The sequence below is a fragment of the Pseudomonas siliginis genome (genome assembly GCF_024072275.1).
Classification (GTDB): Bacteria; Pseudomonadota; Gammaproteobacteria; order Pseudomonadales; family Pseudomonadaceae; genus Aquipseudomonas; species Aquipseudomonas siliginis.
This window is the reverse complement of the sequence record NZ_CP099598.1, coordinates 5,624,412-5,646,098: the sequence shown is the minus strand read 5'-3', so window position 1 is coordinate 5,646,098 and position 21,687 is coordinate 5,624,412. Positions and strand designations below refer to the sequence as shown.

The following is a 21,687-nucleotide window of genomic DNA, read 5'->3' as shown; positions in this document are numbered from 1 at the left end:
GGCGAGGGGATTTATCCCCGCTGGGCTGCGCAGCAGACCCCGCTTGATCGTTCCCACGCAGAGCGTGGGAACGATCAGGTGGGAAGGTGTTTAGCTGCGCAGGAGGATTTTCCAAGCGCGGTTCTGGTACACCGCAATTGCCTGATGCTTGCGTGCATCGAGCAGTTCGTCGGTGATGGTCGGCTCGTTGGCCAGTTGCGCCAGTTTGTTCAGCTCACCGTACAGGCGATCCATTTCCGGGATGTCCAGCACGTTGCGCGCATGGTGCAACCAGACCTGAATGCGTTCGATACGCGGCAGTTGTTCAGCGAGATCTTCCGGCTGCTGCTGATAGCGTTGCAGCTGCAGAGCAGTGGCTTCTTCGCCGAGCAGACGCGGCAGCCAGCTGTGCAGTTGCGCGTCACCCTGACGATTACCGCGAGTGTTGCGGTCGGCGGTCCAGGTGCGGGCCAGCAGCCAGCGTGAAGCGTTCAGCGAGAACTGGCCCCAGCGCGGGTCTTCCAGTTCTTCGAGGAACTGCTCCGGCGCGGCCTTGCGCACGTCTTCGTCTTCGATGCCGACCTGTACCAGTGGACGCCAGTCTTCCAGCAAGGCATCGAGGGCCACGCGCAAATCGTGGGTCGACTGACGCGGCGCAGCCTGGCCGAGGCTGCTGAGCAGGGCGCGCATTTCCGCGAGGTTCTCGACCCAGTCCTGCAGCAGACGCCAGTGGCCGTTGAAGCGATATTGTTCGGCCAGACGCTGGCTGCTGCCGAGCAGATGCCAGCTCAGCGCGGCGAAGGCGTCGTCGAGACGGGTTTCGGTGGTCAGCTGCGGCGCTGGCAGGCTCAGCGAGTAGCTGTTGGCGTCGTGCAGGCGATAACCACGCTCGGCCTTGCTGATATCGCATGGCATCAGCGCCAGGGTTTCGGCCAGTTCGGCAGCCAGTTCCAGCAACGCGGCAGGCTCGCCTTCGCGCAATTCCAGTTCCAGCTCGCAGATTTCTTCTTTCTGCTTGCCGACCACCACGTGACCGAGATCCAGCGCGGCTTCAATGACTACTTTGGTCTTGCCACGGCCCCAGGCGATTTCGGCGCGCTCGCGGACGAAATCGGTGGTGAAGATCGGCTTGAGGGTTTTCTTGTCCAGCTCGGCCAGCGACTCGGGCCAGCATTCGCCGTCGAGTTTTTTCACGTCGAGCTTGGCTTTCGCCAGTTTCCAGTCGTACTCGTTACGCTCGGACAGACCGGCGACGCTCTGGCCACGGGTCTTGAGGGTCTGAATCACTTCGTCACCGTCCTTGCGCAGGCGCAGGGCGACTTTGGCCTGGGCGAGGTCGCGCTCGGGGGTGTCGAAGTACTGGTTCATCAACTCACGGCGTTCCCAGCCACTTTTGTTGCGTTTCTTCAGCAGCGGGTGCTCGCGCAGGGCAGCGAGGGTTTCGCGGCTGACGCGGAGTTTGATTTCAGTTTCTTTTTGCATGGCCGGAACATCCAGAATCGGGAGCGCAGCCGGGGGAATGTGTGGCTGCCAAGGCCGTGCAGTGTACAGGAGTCAAACTTCCTACGCCCTGCGGCGGTTTATTCCGCGCGCCGGATGGTTCTATAGTGGGCCTCAATCCGGGACCTGGAGTCAGTGATGCCATTGCCGTCCATGCAAGACCAGTTCGCCGCGCTGATTGCCGCGCCATCGGTCAGCTGTACTCAACCGAACCTGGACCAGTCCAACCGCGCCGTCATCGATCTGCTGGCGGGCTGGCTTGGTGACCTGGGCTTCAGCTGCGATATCCGGCAGGTCAGCCCCGGCAAATTCAATCTGCTCGCCAGTTTCGGCAGCGGCCCCGGCGGCCTGGTGCTGGCCGGGCACAGCGACACCGTGCCGTACGACGACGCGTTGTGGCAGACCGACCCGCTGAAGCTCACGGAGGTTGATGGCCGCTGGGTCGGGCTGGGCAGTTGTGACATGAAGGGCTTCTTCGCGCTGATCATCGAAGCCGTGCAGCCGCTGCTTGATCAGCCGTTCAAGCAACCGCTGCTGATTCTCGCCACCTGCGACGAAGAAAGCTCGATGTCCGGCGCCCGCGCACTGGCCGAGGCCGGGCAACCGCTGGGCCGCGCGGCGGTGATCGGCGAGCCGACCGGGCTCAAGCCGATCCGCATGCACAAAGGCATCATGATGGAGCGCATCGACATCCTCGGGCAGAGCGGCCACTCGTCTGATCCGCGCCTGGGCCACAGCGCCCTTGAAGCGATGCACGATGCCATCGGCGAACTGCGCGGTCTGCGTCTGTTGTGGCAGCGTGAATTCAGCAACCCACAGTTCAGCGTGCCGCAACCGACGATGAACTTCGGTTGCATTCATGGCGGCGACAACCCCAATCGCATCTGCGGCCAGTGCTCGCTGGAATTCGACCTGCGGCCGCTGCCGGGCATGGACCCGAGCGTGCTGCGCGCGGAAATCCTGCGCAAGCTCAACCCGGTGGCCGAGCGGCATAAGGTGAAAATCGATTACAAACCGCTGTTCCCGGAAGTGCCGCCGTTCGAGCAGTCCGAAGATGCCGAACTGGTGCGCATCGCCGAAAAGCTCACCGGCCATCGCGCCGAAGCAGTAGCGTTCGGCACCGAAGCGCCTTATCTTCAGCGCCTCGGCTGCGAAACCATCGTCCTCGGCCCCGGCGACATTGCCTGCGCGCATCAACCCGGCGAGTACCTTGAAATGTCACGTTTGCAGCCTACCGTGCATCTGATTCGGCAGTTGATTGAACATTACTGCCTGACGACAGACGAACGATGACGGCCCTGTGTGGGAACGAGCCTGCTCGCGAAAGCGTTCCGTCAGTCGCCATTGATGAACCTGATCCACCGTTTTCGCGAGCAGGCTCGCTCCCACAGGGTTAAATGTCTTGCATCAACCCGGTAAATTGCCTGTACCCCAACCCGTATTCATGAGGAGAGCGCGCGTGTTGCCAAGCCTGTTCCGACGATAACCATCAGCCCGCTGTGCGTTTTTCGTTTCGCCCCTTTTTTCGGCTGCTCTTTATTACAGGCCCAGGTTCATGCCCGAATACGTCAATTGGCTTCGCCACGCGTCCCCTTACATCAATGCCCACCGCGATTGCACCTTCGTCGTCATGCTGCCCGGCGACGGCGTCGAGCATCCGAATTTCGGCAACATCGTCCACGACCTGGTCTTGCTGCACAGTCTGGGCGTGCGTCTGGTGCTGGTGCACGGCTCGCGCCCACAGATCGAAACACGCCTCGCCGCCCGTGGCCTCACCCCGCATTACCATCACGGCATGCGCATCACCGATGCCGCGACGCTGGAGTGTGTGATTGATGCGGTCGGCCAGTTGCGCATCGCTATCGAAGCCCGGCTATCGATGGACATGGCTTCGTCGCCGATGCAGGGCTCGCGCCTGCGCGTGGCCAGCGGCAACCTCGTCACCGCGCGGCCGATCGGCGTGCTGGAAGGTGTCGACTATCACCACACCGGTGAAGTGCGTCGGGTCGATCGCAAGGGCATCAATCGCCTGCTCGATGAACGCTCGATCGTATTGCTGTCGCCGCTGGGCTATTCGCCGACCGGCGAAATCTTCAACCTTGCCTGCGAAGACGTCGCCACCCGCGCCGCGATTGATCTGGGCGCGGACAAGCTGCTGTTGTTCGGCGCCGAGCTCGGCCTGATCGACGAAAACGGCAAACTGGTACGCGAACTGCGCCCGCAGCAAGTGCCGGCCCATTTGCAGCGTCTGGGCATGAGCAACTATCAAGCGGAGTTGCTCGATGCCGCCGCCGAAGCCTGTCGAGGCGGCGTGGCGCGCAGCCATATCGTCAGTTATGCCGAAGACGGCGCGCTGCTGACCGAGCTGTTCACCCGTGACGGTGGCGGTACGCTGGTTGCGCAAGAGCAATTCGAACTGGTGCGCGAGGCGGCGATTGAAGACGTCGGCGGTTTGCTCGACCTGATCAGTCCGCTGGAAGAGCAGGGCATTCTGGTACGCCGCTCGCGGGAAGTGCTGGAGCGCGAGATCGAGCAGTTCAGCGTGGTCGAGCGCGAAGGCATGATCATCGCCTGTGCGGCGCTGTATCAGATTGCCGACTCCGATGCTGGTGAGCTGGCGTGTCTGGCGGTGAATCCCGAGTATCGCCACGGCGGACGCGGCGACGAGTTACTCGAACGCATCGAAACCCGCGCGCGGGCGCAGGGTTTGAAAACCCTGTTCGTACTCACCACGCGCACCGCGCACTGGTTCCGCGAGCGCGGTTTCGAGCCGAGCAGCGTCGAACGCCTGCCAGCGGCGCGGGCGTCGCTGTACAACTATCAGCGCAATTCGAAGATCTTCGAAAAGACCCTCTGAACAACAGCGAGGTCTGTGGCGAGGGGATTTATCCCCGCTGGGTCGCGTAGCGGCCCCCTGTGTTTTCACTTGGAATCGCTGGGGGACTGCTGTGCAGCCCAACGGGGATAAATCCCCTCGCCACTTTCTGCATTCAGTCAGTGATGAATTTGGCGCTGACGTACTGCGAATAATCAGGCAGCACCGTCTCGACCTTGCCTTGTTCCTTCAAGAATTTCGCCGTTTCGGCAATGGCCTTGGCGGTGCCGCCGTCCAGCAGCGCCGTGCTTTGCTGCGCCTTGGCATCCGGGAACGCCGAACCGGCCAGCAGTTCCGGCACATCTGCTGCGTTGGCACCGGTCAATCTGGCGATTTTTTGCACAGGCACCGAGTCGGCCGTCCAGCTGTCTCTGTGTGCGGCGTAATCAGCGAACGACTCCAGGGTGACCTTGGCAAACTTGGCCACGACCTCGGGATGCTTCTCGGCAAAGTCCTTGCGCGCCACCCACACCTCGAAGGTCGGCGCACCCCACTGGCCGACTTGGGCGGCGTCGGTCAGGGTCTTGCCGGTCTTGCGGATCTCGCCCAGCGCCGGCGACCAGACAAACGCCCCGTCAATGTCGCCACGCTTCCACGCGGCGGCGATTTCCGCCGGTTGCAGGTTGACCACTTTGACTTGCGAAGTATTCAGGCCCCAGTGCTTCAGCGCCCCAAGCAGACTGTAGTGCGAGGTCGACACGAACGGTGTGGCGATGGTTTTACCGATCAGGTCCTGCGGTTTGTCGATGCCGCTGCCGTTGCGCACCACCAAGGCTTCTGCGGCATTAATCTGCGCCGAAACGATAAACGCCACGATCGGCAGATTGCGTGAAGCAGCTGCCGCCAGTGGGCTTGAGCCAAGGTTGCCGATCTGCACGTCGCCAGAAGCAATGGCAGTGACGACTTCCGGGCCGCTGTTGAAACGACGCCAGTCGATCTTCTCGCCGATGGTTTTTTCATAGACACCATCGGCCTGCGGCACTTTGCTCGGATCGATCCCGGTCTGGTAACCGACCGTCAGACCGGCGGCATGTGCGGAAAAAGAAAACAGTGCCGACACACAAACTGTAACAAATTGACTTGATAGTGCGCGTTTCGCCATGATGCGTCGCCTTTTCGATGGGATTTGCCGTGTTGGGAGCACGGCAAAGCTAATCGATCTAAAAAAAGGTCAACAAATACCATTTAGGAATGAGCTTAGGCGCCGATACGCTGTTTCCCGGCGCAAAGGGCCATTAATGGGCCATATGTCCGAATGGTATGAAAAAGGATGAATAAATTCTTTTTGGGATTATCAGGAAGTCTTTACGCTGCAGGGACCCAATCACTGGCGATTAGACGATGGTCGTAGACACACAAGGTTACGATTGACTTGGCAGTCACGGTCTGGCGCTAATCGCGCATCTTAGGATTCAGGGCAAATCGACCCCGAACCAGGAACACAAGAATTAGAACGAGAGGAGCGATACATGAACAAGTCCACCTTGGCCCTGGCTGTGGCCGTTGGGGTTATGGCGCAGCAGGCAGGCGCCGCCGGTTTCATCGAAGACAGCAAGGCTACTCTGGGTCTGCGCAACTTCTACATCAACACCGACAACCGTAACGGCACTGCCGAACCAAGTCGCAACGAAGAGTGGGGCCAAGGCTTCGATCTGCGTTTCATTTCCGGTTACACCCAAGGCACTGTCGGCTTCGGTATCGATGCCATCGGCCTGTTGGGCGTACGTCTGGATTCGGGCGGCGGCACCAACGGCAACGTTAACGGTGATGGCACCCCTGGCAGTGCCTACGGCGGCACTGTTTTCCCAAGCGAATCCAACGGTCAGGCGGTTGATAACTTCTCCAGCCTGGGTCTGACGGCCAAAGCCAAGATTTCCCAGACCGAACTGAAGCTGGGTACCTTGCAGCCGAAGAACCCGGTCATCGTCACCAACGATGGTCGTCTGCTGCCACAAACCTGGCAGGGTGGCCAGATCACTTCCGGCGAGATCAAGGACCTGACTCTGGTCGGTGGCCAGATCGAACACGTGAAAGGTCGTAACTCCAGCAACAATGAGCAGCTGTCGATCGGTGGCGCAACTGCGCGCACCACAAACAGCAACAAGTTCATCTACGCCGGTGGTGACTACAAGATCACCAAGGATCTGACGGCCCAGTACTACTACGGCAATCTGGAAAACTTCTACAAGCAGCATTTCCTGGGTCTGGTGCATAACTGGTCGATTGGCCCAGGTGTGTTGAAGTCCGACTTCCGGTACTTCAATAGCTCCGATGACGGCCGCAATGGCAACGATTCGGACTACTTCAGCAACGGTGCGTACGGCAACAGTACGCTGGGTAACGGCAAAGGTAAGGTCGACAACAACCTGTACAGCGGCTTGTTCCTTTACACCGTTGCCGGTCACACCTTTGGTGGTGGCTATCAGGTGAGCAATGGCAGCAGCGACTTCCCTTGGCTGAACCAGGGTGACGGCTCGTCGAACTACACCATCACCGACATGCAGATCCAGAAGTTCGCCCGTGCCGGCGAGCGCACCTGGCAAGCACGCTACTCCTATGACTTCGCCAAAGTTGGCGTGCCAGGCCTGACCGCCGGCATGGTTTACCTGCGCGGTGACAACGTTGATACCTACGCTCGTCGCGTCCAGACTTCGAATGGCGCTTCCGAGTGGGAACGCGATCTGACCGTAGCGTACGTTGTTCCAGAAGGCCCGTTGAAAAACGTCGGCTTCATGTGGAAAAACGCTTCGTGGCGCACCGACATCGCTGGTCAACGCGACCAGGACGAAAACCGCCTGATCCTCAGCTACTCGATCCCGCTGTTGTAATAGCGCTCGAGCAACTGAAGAAAAAAAGCCCCGTCCGGCATCGCGCCGGGCGGGGCTTTTGCGTTTCGAGTCAGGCTCACCCCCGTAAGCCCTTCTCGATTTCCCTCTTTGCTGCAACTCAAGGCCTTCTCGAACCTTGCAACCGATGTTCGTCGCGATGCAGGCCGGTGTCCAATGAACAGATCTTTAATATTCCCGAATCATCTAGATATCTATTTATTTATTCTTTTTCACGCTGACCGATCCCAAGCTACAGTTGTTGTCTCCATCCCTCATCAGGAGCAGCACCATGAGCCTCAGACTCGGCGACATCGCCCCCGATTTCGAACAAGACTCCAGCGCCGGCAAGATTCGTTTCCACGAATGGCTGGGCGACAGCTGGGGCGTGCTGTTTTCCCATCCGGCGGATTTCACTCCGGTGTGCACCACCGAGCTGGGTTTCACCGCCAAGCTCAAGGATGAGTTCAGCAAACGCGGCGTCAAAGCCATCGCGCTGTCGGTCGACCCGGTGGACTCGCACCACAAGTGGATCGAGGACATCAACGAAACCCAGAACACCATCGTCAACTTCCCGATCCTGGCCGATGCCGATCGCAAGGTCTCCGATCTCTACGACCTGATCCACCCGAACGCCAACGACACCCTGACCGTGCGTTCGCTGTTCGTCATCGACCCGAACAAGAAGATCCGCCTGACCATCACCTACCCGGCGAGCACCGGGCGCAACTTTCACGAGATCCTGCGGGTGATCGACTCGCTGCAGCTCACCGACAATTACAAAGTCGCCACCCCGGCCAACTGGCAGGACGGTGAAGAAGTGGTGATCGTGCCGTCGCTCAAGGATGAGGACGAGATAAAGCAGCGCTTCCCCAAAGGTTATCGCGCGGTGAAGCCGTACCTGCGCCTGACGCCGCAGCCGAACAAATAAGATTTGTGGTGCAGTCACCGCCGCTTTCGCGAGCAGGCTCGCTCCCACATTTGCAATGCATTCCCCTGTGGGAGCGAGCCTGCTCGCGAAGGCGTCAGTCCAGGCACTTGAGAATCCAGAATCACAACGCAGGGGAATTTCGGCCGTTTCGACGGCCTTTTTTTTCGCCTGGATTCTGCTCCGCGATATATCTCTTAAATGCATAACCAAATGAATAAATATGATTTATGGATATATAAATCAGCTGGTAAGGTCACTGCCATTGAAGCGAGATCGCAGCCTGCGAATCGCCTGTAACGCTTAAAGGAATCTGCAATGCTGGTCGTCTCACTCGGTGGCAGTCCCAGCCTGCGCTCCCGTTCCGGGGTGCTGCTGGAGCGTTCGCAACGCTGGTTGCAACAGCAAGGGGTGGAAGTGGTGAGTTATCAGGTGCGGGACTTCCCGGCCGAGGATCTGCTCCACGCGCGCTTCGACAGTCCGAAGGTCCTCGACTTGTTGCAACAGATCGCAAACGCCGATGGCCTGCTGATCGCCACGCCGGTTTACAAGGCCTCGTTTTCCGGTGCGCTGAAGACCCTGCTGGATCTGCTCCCCGAGCGTGCCTTGAACCACAAGATTGTCTTGCCGATGGCCACGGGCGGCAGCATCGCTCACATGCTGGTGGTCGATTACGCCCTCAAGCCCGTGCTGTCGGCACTCAAAGCACAGGAAATGCTTCAGGGTATTTTCGCCGAGGACAGTCAGATCGCTTATGGCGAAGGCAGTGCCGCCGCGCAACTGGCGCCGGCCCTGGAGCAGCGCTTGCACGAGGCCCTGGACCAGTTCATCGGCGCCATGGCGCGCCGGCCGAAACCGCTGGAGCCAGGCCTGCTGAACGAACGTTTGTTGAGTGCTCGCTGGAGCATTTAAGCCTTATCGAAATTTGAAGTACTGGCCTTACTCGCCCGCCAACGGGCAAGCAGGTGCAGCCACAACCCAACAGCAAAAAGGAGAGCGCTATGCGCACTGTATTTTTGCGTCGTGGTCTGGTCGCTCTGTTTGCTGCGGCTGTCACCTTCGGCGCCATCACCCAAGCTCAAGCCGAGACATTGCGGATCGGTTATCAGAAGTACGGCACGCTGGTGCTGCTGAAAGCCAAAGGCACGCTGGAAAAACGTCTGGCGGCGCAAGGCGTCGACGTGCAATGGACGGAATTCCCCGGCGGCCCGCAGCTGCTCGAAGGCCTCAACGTCGGCTCGATCGATTTCGGCGTGACCGGCGAAACTCCACCGGTTTTCGCCCAGGCCGCTGGCGCGGATCTGCTCTACGTCGCCTATGAACCGCCAGCGCCGAACAGCGAAGCGATCCTCGTGCCGAAAGACTCGCCGATCAAATCGGTGGCCGACCTCAAGGGCAAGAAAGTCGCCCTGAACAAAGGCTCCAACGTCCACTACCTGCTGGTGCGCGCGCTGGAAGACGCCGGCCTCACGTACAGCGATATTCAGACCGTGTTCCTGCCGCCGGCCGATGCCCGCGCTGCGTTCGAACGTGGCAGTGTCGACGCCTGGGTCATCTGGGATCCGTATCAGGCCGCTGCCGAGAAACAACTGCAAGCGCACACCCTGCGCGACGGCAAAGCCATCGTCGACAACCATCAGTTCTATCTGGCCACAAAACCTTACGCGCAGAAAAATCCCGAGGTGATCAAGACCCTCGTCGAAGAAGTCCGCGCGGTTGGTGAATGGTCGAAAGCCAATCCCGAAGACGTGACGCAACAGGTCGCGCCACTGCTTGGCCTGCCGGCGGACATCACCCTGACCTCGGTGAAACGCCAGGGCTACGGTGCGCTGTTCCTGACCCCGGAAGTGGTCGCCGCGCAACAGAAAATCGCCGACACGTTCTTCCAGCTCAAGCTGATTCCCAAGCCGTTGAGCATCAAGGATGTGATCTGGACCCCGCCGGCCGCTGTGGCCCAAAGCTCCCAAGCCCAGTAATTCGAATCCACAAGGAGACCACTCCATGAGCCTCAACATCTTCTGGTTCCTGCCGACCCACGGCGACGGCCATTACCTTGGCACCGCCGAAGGCGCCCGCGCGGTTGATCACGGTTATTTGCAGCAAGTCGCGCAAGCGGCGGACCGTCTGGGTTTTGGCGGGGTGCTGATTCCGACCGGGCGTTCCTGCGAAGACTCATGGCTTGTCGCGGCCTCGCTGATTCCAGTGACCCAGCGTCTGAAATTCCTCGTCGCCCTGCGCCCCGGGATCATTTCCCCGACGGTCGCGGCGCGCCAGGCAGCGACGCTGGATCGTTTGTCCGGCGGGCGTGCGCTGTTCAATCTGGTCACCGGTGGCGATCCGGAGGAACTGGCTGGCGATGGTCTGTTCCTCAACCATGAGGAACGCTATCAGGCCTCGGTGGAATTCACCCGCATCTGGCGCCGTGTGCTGGAAGGCGAAACTGTCGATTACGACGGCGAGCACATAAGCGTGAAGGGCGCGAAGCTGCTGTATCCGCCGATCCAGCAACCGCGTCCGCCGCTGTATTTCGGTGGCTCTTCGGAAGCGGCGCAGGATCTGGCGGCCGAGCAGGTCGAGATGGTTCTGACCTGGGGCGAACCACCGGCCGCGGTGGCCGAGAAGATCGCACAAGTGCGCGCCAAAGCCGCCAGGCTCGGCCGCACCGTGCGCTTCGGTATTCGTCTGCATGTGATCGTCCGTGAAACCAACGCCGAAGCCTGGCAGGCAGCGGACCGGCTGATCTCGCATCTGGACGACGACACCATCCAACGTGCGCAGGCCTCGCTGGCGCGCTTCGATTCGGTCGGCCAGCAACGCATGGCCGCGCTGCACGGCGGCAGCCGCGACAATCTTGAAGTCAGCCCGAACCTCTGGGCCGGCGTCGGTCTGGTGCGCGGCGGTGCCGGTACCGCGCTGGTCGGCGATGGCCCGACCGTGGCAGCGCGGGTCAAGGAATATGCGGATCTGGGCATCGACACCTTCATCTTCTCCGGTTATCCACACCTCGAAGAATCGTATCGCGTGGCAGAGCTGCTGTTCCCGCATCTTGACGTTGAACGCCCGGAACTGCCGAAGAGCGCCGGTTATGTCAGCCCGTTCGGCGAGATGGTCGCCAACGACATCCTGCCCAAAGCCGCGTCGCAGAGCTGAGGCGCGGCCATGAACAAATTTATCCACAGCCTCGCGCCCTGGGCGTTGCCGGTGTTGCTGCTGGCGGTGTGGCAGTTGTCGGTGTCGGCCGGTTGGTTGTCGACGCGGATTCTGCCGGCACCGGTGGCGGTGATCGAAGCCGGCGTCAGCCTGGTGCGCAGCGGCGAGATCTGGACGCACCTGGCGATCAGCGGCTGGCGCGCGGCACTCGGTTTCACCATTGGCGGCAGCATTGGTCTGGTGCTGGGCTTCATCACCGGCCTGTCGAAGTGGGGCGAACGCCTGCTCGACAGCTCGGTGCAGATGATCCGCAACGTGCCGCACCTGGCGCTGATTCCGCTGGTGATCCTGTGGTTCGGCATTGACGAGTCAGCGAAGATTTTCCTCGTGGCGCTGGGCACCTTGTTCCCGATTTACCTCAACACTTACCACGGCATCCGCAACGTCGACCCGGCGTTGGTGGAGATGGCGCGCAGTTATGGTCTGAGCGGTTTCAGCCTGTTCTGGCAGGTGATTCTGCCGGGTGCGTTGCCGTCGATTCTGGTTGGCGTGCGCTTCGCGTTGGGCTTCATGTGGCTGACGCTGATCGTCGCTGAAACCATCTCGGCCAGCTCCGGTATCGGCTATCTGGCGATGAACGCCCGCGAGTTCTTGCAGACCGATGTGGTAGTGCTGGCGATCCTGCTTTACGCGGTGCTCGGCAAACTTGCTGACCTCGCCGCCCGTGGACTTGAGCGTGTGTGGCTGCGCTGGCACCCGGCCTATCAGGTTGCCAAGGGAGGTGCGGCATGACTGCTCAACAACCTCCACGCCTGTTGCGCGGGATTCCGTTGGCAGTGCGCAACCTGCAGAAGACCTTCGGCTCACGCCAGGTGTTGCGCGACATCGATCTGCACATTCCGGCGGGGCAGTTTGTCGCCGTGGTCGGGCGCAGCGGTTGTGGCAAGAGCACGTTCTTGCGCTTGCTCGCCGGCCTCGATCAACCCTCTGGCGGCGAGCTGCTGGCCGGCTCCGGACCGCTCAGCCAGGCGCGCGACGACACGCGGTTGATGTTCCAGGAAGCGCGGCTGCTGCCGTGGAAAAGGATCATCGACAACGTCGGTCTCGGCCTCAAGGGCAACTGGCGCCAGCAAGCGCTGGATGCACTGGAAGCAGTGGGCCTGGCCGATCGCGCCAATGAATGGCCGGCGGCGTTGTCCGGTGGCCAGAAGCAGCGCGTCGCGCTGGCCCGGGCGCTGATCCATCAGCCGCGTCTGTTGCTGCTCGACGAACCGCTCGGTGCGCTGGATGCACTGACCCGCATCGAGATGCAGCAACTGATCGAACGGCTGTGGCAGCAACACGGTTTTACCGTGCTGCTGGTGACCCATGACGTCAGTGAAGCGGTGGCGATCGCCGATCGGGTGATCCTCATCGAGGACGGCGAAGTCGGCCTCGACCTGCACGTCGAACTGCCGCGCCCCAGGGTGCGTGGCTCGCATCGCCTCGCCGCACTGGAAACCGAAGTGCTCAACCGTGTTCTGTCCCTGCCCGGCGAACCGCCGGCGCCGGAACCCGTTTCACCCCTGCCTACGCAACTGCGCTGGGCGCAATAACACCTTTATCAACGACAGGAATCAATGCCATGACTATCAAAGCCATCAACGTGCGCAACCAGTTCAAAGGCTCGATCAAGGAAATCGTCCTCGGCGACGTGCTGTCGGAAATCGACGTGCAGACCGCTTCGGGCATCGTCACTTCGGTGATCACCACCCGTTCTGTGAAAGAGCTGGAGCTGGTGGTCGGCAGTGAGGTGATCGCCTTTGTGAAGTCCACCGAGGTGTCCATCGCCAAGTTGTGAGCCGGTGAGCAAAAAACAACCCCGGAGGGTGTGAGCCCTGCGGGGTTTTTTGTGCCTGTCGCGGATTCGGCGGCGCGGCTTTCGCGAGCAGGCTCGCTCCCACAGGGGAACGCATTTCAAATGTGGGAGCGAGCCTGCTCGCGAAAGGGCCGGTGCATGCGCTAGAGATTTCTTTTGGGTAGATACGGCGGAAGGTACAACCCGATATAGGCATCAAACACGCGCATCCCTTCCTCGGCCATGCGCGGGGTGATCTGCCCGTGCTGCTGCACCGAACGGGCATAGACCCGGTCGCCCAGTTCCATTGCCAGGGCAAACACATCGACATCGTCCGGCAGCCTCGGCAACTCGAAATGCTGGTCGAACAGCTTGTGCATCAGGTCGCCCAGTTCGAGGTCGTGCTGGCGGTCGGCCTGGGTGACTTCGGTCAGGCCATGTTGCGCCAGGATCAATTGCCGCGCGGCTGCGTCTTCGTCGTAGATCTCGAGCATGCGCTGTTCGACCAGTCGCGACAGATCTCGCCAGTCGCGCAAGGCATCATGATCGATCGGTGCTTGCAGGCAAGCGCGGAAGGCTGCGTGGACATCGGCGGTCAGCGCTTCGAGCAGCGCCGGGACGCTGGCGAAGAAGTGATACACGGAAGAGGGCGGAATCTGCGCGCGTTCGGCGACGCTGTAGATCGACAGACTGGCCACGCCCTCGGCCGCCAGCAACGTGCGTGCGGCATCGAGGATCGAATCGATCCGCGCCTGACTGCGGGCACGGGGTTTGCGGACGGTGGCGGGACGCGTCATGGAAGTCTCCTGCGGGGCAGCGGGCATTGTACGAGGCGGTTCAGGTGTTGTCTGCCAGTACCCTGTGGCGAGGGGATTTAGCGAAACGTCGCACCGCCCCGTTCGGCTGCGCAGCAGTCGTAAACCCTGAGAGCCGGGTATTCCTGACACACCGAGTGGGATGGATTTGGGGCTGCTTCGCAACCCAACGGGGATAAATCCCCTCGCCACAGGTTTTGTGTTCGGCCATAAAAAAACGCCGGTGGCTGAATCAGCCAACGGCGTTTTTTGAAGCTGCAAACCGTTTAAACGGTATGCAGATACCAGTTGTACTCAAGGTCGGAGATGGAGTGTTCGAACTCCTCCAGCTCGCTTTCCTTGCAGGCGACGAAGATATCGATGTACTTCGGATCGATGTACTTGGCCATCACCTCGCTGTCGTCCAGCTCGCGCAGGGCATCGCGCAAGTTGTTCGGCAGGCTCTGTTCGTTCTGCTCGTAGCTGTTGCCTTCGACAGGCGCGCCCGGTTCGATCTTGTTGACCAGGCCGTGGTGCACGCCGGCCAGTACCGAAGCCATCAGCAGGTACGGGTTGGCGTCGGCGCCGGCCACGCGGTGCTCGATACGTACGGCATCGGCAGAGCCGGTCGGTACGCGGATCGCCACGGTGCGGTTGTCCAGGCCCCAGCACGGCGAGTTCGGTACGTAGAACTGCGCGCCGAAGCGACGGTAGGAGTTGACGTTCGGGCAGAGGAAAGCCATCTGCGCCGGCAGGGTCTCGAGCACACCGCCGATCGCGTGACGCAGCGCGGCGTTCTGCTCGGGATCCTCGCTGGCAAAAATGTTTTTGCCGGCTTTGTCCAGAATCGAAATATGTACGTGCAGACCATTGCCCGCCTGGCCCGGATACGGCTTGGCCATGAAGGTGGTGTCCATTTCATGGTCGTAGGCGATGTTCTTGATCAGACGCTTGAGCAGGACCGCGTAGTCGCAGGCCTTGATCGGGTCGGCGACGTGGTGCAGGTTCACTTCGAACTGCGCCGGGGCACTTTCCTTGACGATCGCGTCGGCCGGGATGCCTTGCTCTTTGGCACCTTCCAGAATGTCCTGGAGGCAGTCGACGTATTCGTCGAGGTCGTCGATCAGGTAGACCTGAGTCGAGTGCGGGCGTTTGCCGGAGATCGGCGAGCGTGGCGGCTGTGGACGGCCGTTCACGTTTTCCTGGTCAATCAGGTAGAACTCGAGTTCGAAGGCGGCGCAAATGGTCAGGCCGAGCTCGTCGAACTTGGTCACCACCTGGCGCAGCACTTCACGGGGATCGGCGAAGAACGGATCGCCTTCGAGTTCGTGCATGGTCATCAACAGCTGCGCGGTCGGGCGCTTCTGCCATGGCTCGTTGCACAGGGTATCGGGGATCGGATAGCAGATGCGATCGGCGTCGCCGATGTCCAGGCCCAGGCCGGTGCTTTCCACCGTGGAGCCGTTGATATCCAGAGCAAATAGAGAGGCCGGCAGGTTGATGCCTTTCTCGTAAACCTTGTGGAGGCTGGTGCGTTCGATGCGCTTGCCGCGCACCACACCATTCATATCCGCAATCAGAAGGTCAACGTACAGAACCTCAGGATGTTCCTTAAGGAACGCGTTCGCTTCGTTAAGCTGAACGGCACGCGGGGGTACCGACATGATGCAACACCTTTGTTGTTAAAAATATCAATCATTGATCTTTTCTGGTTTCAGTCAACCCGAACGGCCTGCCGAAGTCAAGCGAGGCCTTTTTTGCCCCGAAAAAGCGCTTGGAGGGCATTTATGGGGCACTTTGGGGCATTTTTTCCAACCTTGAACGTTGCTCTGCTGCGGCCTTGAGCAGGCCGTGTTGTATTTTTTACGGGGGTGTTGTGTAAAAAAATGAACAAGGCTAAGCTCCGGTCAAACCCATAACAGCAATAATACCGGGGTGCTTCATGTCTCGCCTGCCGTTAATCGGCATCACCGACTGCTCGCAACAGTCCGGTCTGCATGCTCATCACATCAGTGGCGATCAATCCGTCCGTAGCGCAGCCAGCAAAGCGCGCAGCCTGTTGACGAGACTCTCGTCAAAATCCGGCAAAACGGCAGCGTCCGATATTCTGGACGTCGGGCACAGCATCCGCTTTATGGCGTCTCCTTCCACTATAGAACTCTTTCCCGCTCAAAGCCCGTGCCGCACTTGGCGCCGTGCTTTTGATTCTGCACGTTTGCAAAGTGCACGGGAAATGCAACGCCAGCGTCAAGGGCAGGTAAGCTCCTCTTTCATTGTCTATGCGCGGTGCCAGGCGTAAGCCAGCACTGCGCGAGCAAGCCCCCTTTAACGCGACGCCGCAAGCGTCAAAATTGCCTGACATCGCGTCAGGAGACTCAGCCCAGAGGCATTTATGAGTAACAACCTCGACCAGCTCACCGATTGGTTGAAAGACCGCAAGATCACAGAAGTCGAATGCATGATCGGCGACTTGACCGGGATCACCCGGGGCAAGATTTCGCCGACCAACAAGTTCATCGCCGAGAAAGGCATGCGTCTGCCGGAGAGTGTGCTGCTGCAGACGGTGACCGGCGACTACGTCGAAGACGACATCTATTACGAACTGCTCGACCCGGCCGACATCGACATGATCTGCCGCCCCGACCAGAACGCCGTGTACCTGGTGCCGTGGGCCATCGAGCCGACCGCGCAGGTGATCCACGACACCTACGACAAGCAAGGCAACCCGATCGAGCTGTCGCCGCGCAACGTCCTCAAGAAAGTCTTGAAGCTGTATGCCGACAAGGGCTGGCAGCCGATCGTGGCGCCGGAAATGGAGTTCTACCTGACCAAGCGCAGCGACGACCCCGACTATCCGTTGCAGCCGCCGATCGGCCGCTCGGGCCGTCCGGAAATCGGCCGGCAGTCGTTCTCCATTGAAGCGGCCAACGAATTCGACCCGCTGTTCGAAGACGTCTACGACTGGTGCGAATTACAGGAGCTGGACCTCGACACGCTGATCCACGAAGACGGCACCGCGCAGATGGAAATCAACTTCCGTCACGGTGACGCCCTGTCGCTGGCCGATCAGATTCTGGTGTTCAAGCGCACCATGCGCGAGGCCGCGCTCAAGCACGATGTCGCTGCGACATTCATGGCCAAGCCGATGACCGGCGAGCCGGGCAGCGCCATGCACCTGCACCAGAGCATCATCGACATTCAGACCGGCAAGAACGTTTTCTCCAACGAAGACGGGACCATGAGCCAGTTGTTCCTGCACCACATCGGTGGCTTGCAGAAGCTGATCCCCGAGCTGTTGCCGCTGTTCGCGCCGAACGTCAACTCGTTCCGCCGCTTCCTTCCGGACACTTCGGCACCGGTAAACGTCGAGTGGGGCGAAGAGAACCGCACCGTCGGCCTACGCGTACCGGATGCCGGCCCGCAGAACCGGCGCGTGGAAAACCGTCTGCCGGGCGCCGACGCCAACCCGTACCTGGCGATCGCCGCGAGCCTGCTCTGCGGTTACATCGGCATGGTCGAGGGCCTGAACCCGAGCGCGCCAGTGGTTGGCCGTGGTTACGAGCGCCGCAACCTGCGCCTGCCGCTGACCATTGAAGACGCGCTGGAGCGTATGGAAAACAGCGCGACCATCGAGAAGTATCTCGGCAAGACCTTCATCACCGGCTACGTCGCGGTCAAGCGCGCCGAGCATGAAAACTTCAAGCGCGTGATCAGTTCCTGGGAGCGTGAGTACCTGCTCTTCGCCGTCTGATACGCCGGGCGCGGCGGCCAGCCGTCGCGCCTTCACCGATAACAAGGAGAATTGGCATGACCAGCAACAACCCGCAAACCCGTGAGTGGCAAGCGCTGAGCAGCGATCACCACCTGGCCCCGTTCAGCGACTTCAAGCAACTGAAAGAGAAGGGCCCGCGGATCATCACCAACGCCAAGGGCGTTTATCTGTGGGACAGCGAAGGCAACAAGATCCTCGACGGCATGGCTGGCCTCTGGTGCGTGGCGATCGGTTACGGTCGCGATGAACTGGCCGATGCCGCCGCCAAACAGATGCGCGAGCTGCCGTACTACAACCTGTTCTTCCAGACCGCACACCCGCCGGCACTGGAACTGGCCAAGGCGATTGCCGACGTGGCGCCAGAAGGCATGAACCACGTGTTCTTCACCGGCTCCGGCTCTGAAGGCAACGACACCATGTTGCGCATGGTCCGTCACTACTGGGCGATCAAAGGCCAGCCGAACAAGAAAGTCATCATCAGCCGCAAGAACGGTTATCACGGTTCGACCGTGGCCGGCGCGAGCCTCGGCGGCATGACTTATATGCACGAGCAGGGCGACCTGCCGATTCCGGGCATCGTCCACATCGCGCAGCCGTACTGGTTTGCCGAAGGTGGTGACATGTCGCCGGAAGAGTTCGGCATCTGGGCGGCCAATCAGCTCGAAGAAAAGATTCTCGAAGTCGGCGTCGACAACGTCGGTGCCTTTATTGCCGAGCCTATTCAGGGTGCCGGCGGCGTGATCATTCCGCCCGACACCTACTGGCCGCGCATCAAGGAAATCCTCGCCAAGTACGACATCCTCTTCGTTGCCGATGAAGTGATCTGCGGCTTTGGCCGTACCGGTGAGTGGTTCGGTAGCGATTTCTACGACCTTGCGCCTGACATGATGACCATCGCCAAGGGCCTGACCTCCGGCTACATCCCGATGGGCGGATTGATCGTGCGTGATTCGGTGGTGGCCGTGCTCAACGAAGGCGGCGATTTCAACCACGGCTTCACTTACTCCGGGCACCCGGTGGCAGCAGCGGTGGGCCTGGAAAACATCCGCATCCTGCGCGACGAAAAAATTATCGAGAACGCCCACAACGAAACGGCACCGTATTTGCAGAAACGTCTGCGCGAGCTGAACGATCACCCGTTGGTGGGTGAAGTTCGCGGCGTCGGTCTGCTGGGGGCGATCGAGCTGGTGCAGGACAAGGCCACGCGCAAGCGTTACGAAGGCAAGGGCGTGGGCATGATCTGCCGGCAGTTCTGCTTCGACAACGGCCTGATCATGCGCGCGGTGGGCGACACCATGATCATCGCGCCGCCGCTGGTGATCAGCAAAGCCGAGATCGATGAGCTGGTTACAAAAGCACGCAAGTGTCTGGACCTGACCCTCAATGCGCTGCAGGCCTAGGTGCTAGGCTTTGGGCGGGGGAGCTGCGGCGCACTCGCTCAAAGCTGTCAGAAAGGCTGGTCTTTTGTTGAAAGACCGCCTCGGATCTTGCCAGACTAGCCGCGGTTCCAGTTGTCCGGGTTCGGCCGCTGAACAAAGTGGTTCAAAAAAGAAAAATTTGGAGCATGACGCATGAAGGCATTAGGTAAAAAGCTAGCTGGCAAGACTCTGCTCGCGCTGTCCATGGCGGGCATGATGGCGGGTGCGGTGCACGCGGACGACAAGGTGCTGCACGTCTACAACTGGTCCGACTATATCGCGCCGGACACCGTGGCCAACTTCGAAAAAGCCACCGGGATCAAAGTCGTCTACGACGTCTTCGACAGTAACGAAACCCTGGAAGCCAAGCTGCTGGCCGGCAAGTCCGGTTACGACATCGTGGTGCCTTCCAACAACTTCCTCGCCAAGCAGATCAAGGCCGGCGTTTACCAGGAGCTGGACAAGTCCAAGCTGCCTAACTGGAAAAACCTCGACGAAGACCTGCTCAAGGCCGTTGGCGACGCCAGCGACCAGGGCAACAAACACGCCTTCCCGTACATGTGGGGCTCGATCGGCATCGGCTACAACCCGGCCAAGGTCAAGGCTGCGCTGGGTATCGACAAGATCGATTCGTGGGACGTGGTGTTCAAGCCGGAAAACATCGAGAAACTCAAAAGCTGCGGCGTGAGCTTCCTCGATGCCCCGACCGAAATGATTCCGGCGGCATTGCACTATCTGGGCAAGCCGACCAACAGCAAGGACAAGGCTGATCTGAAAGCCGCCGAAGACCTGTTCCTGAAGATCCGTCCTTCGGTCGCCTACTTCCACTCTTCCAAGTACATCTCGGACCTGGCCAACGGCAACATCTGCGTCGCCGTCGGTTACTCGGGTGACCTCGAGCAATCCAAGACCCGCGCCCAGGAAGCCGGTGACAAGGTCAAGCTGGCCTACACCATTCCGAAAGAAGGCGCCGGTACTTTCTACGACATGGTCGCCATTCCCAAGGATGCCGAAAACGTCGAAGCCGCCTACAAGTTCATGAACTACCTGCTGGAGCCGCAAGTGATGGCCGGCATCACCAACGCCGTGCGTTTCCCGAACGGCAACAAGGCGGCAACGCCTCTGGTGGACAAGGACATCACCAGCGACCCGAGCATCTATCCTTCGGCTGAAGTGAAGAAGCAGCTCTATGCGATCAGCGATCTGGACGCCGCCACACTGCGTCTGATCACCCGCAGCTGGACCAAGATCAAATCGGGCAAATAAGCCGGTTTGTCGCCACAACCACTGGCCGTCGTCGTCGCGACGGCGGCCAGCGGATAATTAAATGACAGAAAGTTTTGCTGGATCGGTTTTTCGAGGGTAAGTTGCGCGCCGGTTTTGTTGTCGGGCAGCCATGGCTGTCATGCAGCGCGGGGCAACTTGGGCCCAATCAATTTAGAGGACCTCCACTTGCCTGTATTTTCTTCTTTGCGCAAAGCCCTGCTGGCCGCTGCCGGCCTGACAATCGCTGTCGGAGCCCAGGCCGCCGGTACGGTGCATATTTATAACTGGTCCGATTACATCGGCGAATCGACCCTGGCCGACTTCGAGAAAGAGACCGGGATCAAACCGGTCTACGACGTTTTCGACTCCAACGAAACCCTGGAAGGCAAGCTGCTCGCCGGGCGCACCGGTTATGACGTGGTCGTGCCGTCGAACCACTTTCTTGGCAAGCAGATCAAGGCGGGCGCGTTCCAGAAGCTCGACAAGGCGCAGCTGCCCAATTATTCCAACCTCGACCCGGTGCTGCTCAAGCGCCTGGAGCAGAACGATCCCGGCAACCTCTACGCCGTACCGTATCTGTGGGGCACCAACGGCATCGGCTACAACGTCGACAAGGTCAAAGCTGTGCTGGGCGTCGACAAGATCGATTCCTGGGCCGTGCTGTTCGAGCCGGAAAACATCAAGAAGCTGCACAGCTGCGGTGTCGCGTTCCTCGATTCGGCTGACGAAATGATGCCGACCATGCTCAATTACCTGGGCCTGAACGCCAACAGCACCAACACCAAGGACTACGAAAAGGCCACCGCCAAGTTGCTCGCGGTGCGTCCCTACGTGACCTATTTCCATTCGTCGAAGTACATCGGCGATCTGGCCAACGGCGACATCTGCGTGGCCATCGGTTTCTCCGGCGATATCTTCCAGGCGAAGAACCGTGCCGAGGAAGCCAAGAAGGGCGTCAACATCGCCTATTCGATTCCGAAAGAGGGCGGCGCGCTGTGGTTCGACATGCTGGCGATCCCCAAGGATTCGTCCAACGTCAAACAGGCCCACGCCTTCATCAATTATTTGCTGAAACCTGAGGTGATCGCCCAGGTCAGTGATTACGTCGGTTACGCCAACCCCAATCCGGGTTCGGACAAGCTGATGGAACAATCCATTCGCACCGATGAAGCGGTTTACCCACCGCAAGCAGTCCTCGACAAGACCTACGTGTCGACCGAGTTGCCAGCCAATATTCAGCGTTTGATGACCCGTAGCTGGACCAAGGTCAAGTCGGGCAAATAACGCACAAACTATCCAGGGTTCGTCTTGCGGGGCGAACTGCTGCTTCTGTTGGGAGTTTC

19 protein-coding genes are annotated in these 21,687 nt (G+C 60.2%); 15 read left to right on the top strand and 4 right to left on the bottom strand.

Going from position 1 to position 21,687, the window contains the following annotated elements:
* Positions 1 to 90 precede the first annotated feature (90 nt).
* Positions 91 to 1,461 carry a CYTH domain-containing protein gene (locus tag NF676_RS25965; RefSeq protein ID WP_071172166.1) on the bottom strand — a complete coding sequence of 457 codons (1,371 nt, stop codon included), beginning with the start codon at positions 1,459 to 1,461 and terminating at the stop codon, positions 91 to 93.
* A 156-nt stretch (positions 1,462 to 1,617) separates the two neighbouring features.
* Between NF676_RS25965 and argE the strand changes: the two genes are divergently transcribed.
* Positions 1,618 to 2,772 (top strand): acetylornithine deacetylase, encoded by a 1,155-nt coding sequence (gene argE / locus NF676_RS25960; RefSeq protein ID WP_252886957.1) that lies wholly within the window; start codon positions 1,618 to 1,620, stop codon positions 2,770 to 2,772.
* A gap of 262 nt (positions 2,773 to 3,034) precedes the next feature.
* Positions 3,035 to 4,336, top strand: a complete 1,302-nt coding sequence (gene argA / locus NF676_RS25955; protein WP_016772647.1) for an amino-acid N-acetyltransferase — start codon at positions 3,035 to 3,037, stop codon at positions 4,334 to 4,336.
* Between the two features lie 133 nt (positions 4,337 to 4,469).
* On the opposite strand, the gene tauA is transcribed toward argA, so the two are convergent.
* The gene (tauA, locus tag NF676_RS25950; protein ID WP_252887991.1) at positions 4,470 to 5,459 is read right to left on the bottom strand and encodes a taurine ABC transporter substrate-binding protein; all 990 of its coding nucleotides are present in this window, start codon (positions 5,457 to 5,459) and stop codon (positions 4,470 to 4,472) included.
* 364 nt (positions 5,460 to 5,823) lie between these two features.
* Here tauA and NF676_RS25945 point away from each other — a divergent pair, with 364 nt between their 5' ends.
* From NF676_RS25945 to NF676_RS25910, 8 genes are all read left to right on the top strand, one after another.
* Complete coding sequence (locus NF676_RS25945) at positions 5,824 to 7,182, top strand: OprD family porin (RefSeq protein ID WP_016772649.1); 1,359 nt, start codon at positions 5,824 to 5,826, stop codon at positions 7,180 to 7,182.
* 289 nt (positions 7,183 to 7,471) lie between these two features.
* Positions 7,472 to 8,110 (top strand): peroxiredoxin, encoded by a 639-nt coding sequence (locus NF676_RS25940; protein WP_016772650.1) that lies wholly within the window; start codon positions 7,472 to 7,474, stop codon positions 8,108 to 8,110.
* A gap of 315 nt (positions 8,111 to 8,425) precedes the next feature.
* On the top strand, positions 8,426 to 9,019 hold the full coding sequence (gene ssuE / locus NF676_RS25935; protein ID WP_041476877.1) for an NADPH-dependent FMN reductase: 594 nt from the start codon (positions 8,426 to 8,428) through the stop codon (positions 9,017 to 9,019).
* An 89-nt stretch (positions 9,020 to 9,108) separates the two neighbouring features.
* The gene (locus NF676_RS25930; RefSeq protein ID WP_252886956.1) at positions 9,109 to 10,083 is read left to right on the top strand and encodes a sulfonate ABC transporter substrate-binding protein; all 975 of its coding nucleotides are present in this window, start codon (positions 9,109 to 9,111) and stop codon (positions 10,081 to 10,083) included.
* Positions 10,084 to 10,108: 25 nt separating this feature from the next.
* Complete coding sequence (ssuD, locus tag NF676_RS25925) at positions 10,109 to 11,257, top strand: FMNH2-dependent alkanesulfonate monooxygenase (protein ID WP_133335804.1); 1,149 nt, start codon at positions 10,109 to 10,111, stop codon at positions 11,255 to 11,257.
* A gap of 9 nt (positions 11,258 to 11,266) precedes the next feature.
* Positions 11,267 to 12,049, top strand: coding sequence for an aliphatic sulfonate ABC transporter permease SsuC (ssuC, locus tag NF676_RS25920; protein ID WP_027610511.1), 783 nt, complete (start codon positions 11,267 to 11,269; stop codon positions 12,047 to 12,049).
* Positions 12,046 to 12,852, top strand: a complete 807-nt coding sequence (gene ssuB / locus NF676_RS25915) for an aliphatic sulfonates ABC transporter ATP-binding protein (RefSeq protein ID WP_252886955.1) — start codon at positions 12,046 to 12,048, stop codon at positions 12,850 to 12,852. The genes ssuC and ssuB overlap by 4 nt, the downstream gene beginning before the upstream one ends.
* A 29-nt stretch (positions 12,853 to 12,881) precedes the next feature.
* Positions 12,882 to 13,097, top strand: a complete 216-nt coding sequence (locus NF676_RS25910) for a TOBE domain-containing protein (protein ID WP_003229256.1) — start codon at positions 12,882 to 12,884, stop codon at positions 13,095 to 13,097.
* 161 nt (positions 13,098 to 13,258) lie between these two features.
* On the opposite strand, the gene NF676_RS25905 is transcribed toward NF676_RS25910, so the two are convergent.
* On the bottom strand, positions 13,259 to 13,891 hold the full coding sequence (locus NF676_RS25905) for a TetR/AcrR family transcriptional regulator (protein ID WP_041476873.1): 633 nt from the start codon (positions 13,889 to 13,891) through the stop codon (positions 13,259 to 13,261).
* Between the two features lie 284 nt (positions 13,892 to 14,175).
* A complete protein-coding gene (locus NF676_RS25900) occupies positions 14,176 to 15,552 on the bottom strand; it encodes a glutamine synthetase family protein (protein ID WP_016772657.1) in 1,377 nt (458 codons plus the stop codon).
* A gap of 278 nt (positions 15,553 to 15,830) precedes the next feature.
* On the opposite strand from NF676_RS25900, the gene NF676_RS25895 reads away from it, so the two are divergent.
* The 5 genes from NF676_RS25895 (at position 15,831) to NF676_RS25875 (ending at position 21,628) form a co-directional block, all read left to right on the top strand.
* A complete protein-coding gene (locus NF676_RS25895; RefSeq protein ID WP_252877077.1) occupies positions 15,831 to 16,187 on the top strand; it encodes a glutamine amidotransferase in 357 nt (118 codons plus the stop codon).
* A gap of 93 nt (positions 16,188 to 16,280) precedes the next feature.
* Positions 16,281 to 17,639 carry a glutamine synthetase family protein gene (locus tag NF676_RS25890; protein WP_016772658.1) on the top strand — a complete coding sequence of 453 codons (1,359 nt, stop codon included), beginning with the start codon at positions 16,281 to 16,283 and terminating at the stop codon, positions 17,637 to 17,639.
* 56 nt (positions 17,640 to 17,695) lie between these two features.
* Complete coding sequence (locus tag NF676_RS25885) at positions 17,696 to 19,060, top strand: aspartate aminotransferase family protein (protein WP_095181295.1); 1,365 nt, start codon at positions 17,696 to 17,698, stop codon at positions 19,058 to 19,060.
* Between the two features lie 171 nt (positions 19,061 to 19,231).
* Positions 19,232 to 20,344 (top strand): polyamine ABC transporter substrate-binding protein, encoded by a 1,113-nt coding sequence (locus tag NF676_RS25880; protein ID WP_039757472.1) that lies wholly within the window; start codon positions 19,232 to 19,234, stop codon positions 20,342 to 20,344.
* Between the two features lie 186 nt (positions 20,345 to 20,530).
* Entirely contained in the window at positions 20,531 to 21,628 is a 1,098-nt protein-coding gene (locus NF676_RS25875; protein ID WP_290128311.1) for a polyamine ABC transporter substrate-binding protein, read from the top strand.
* Positions 21,629 to 21,687: the final 59 nt, after the last annotated feature.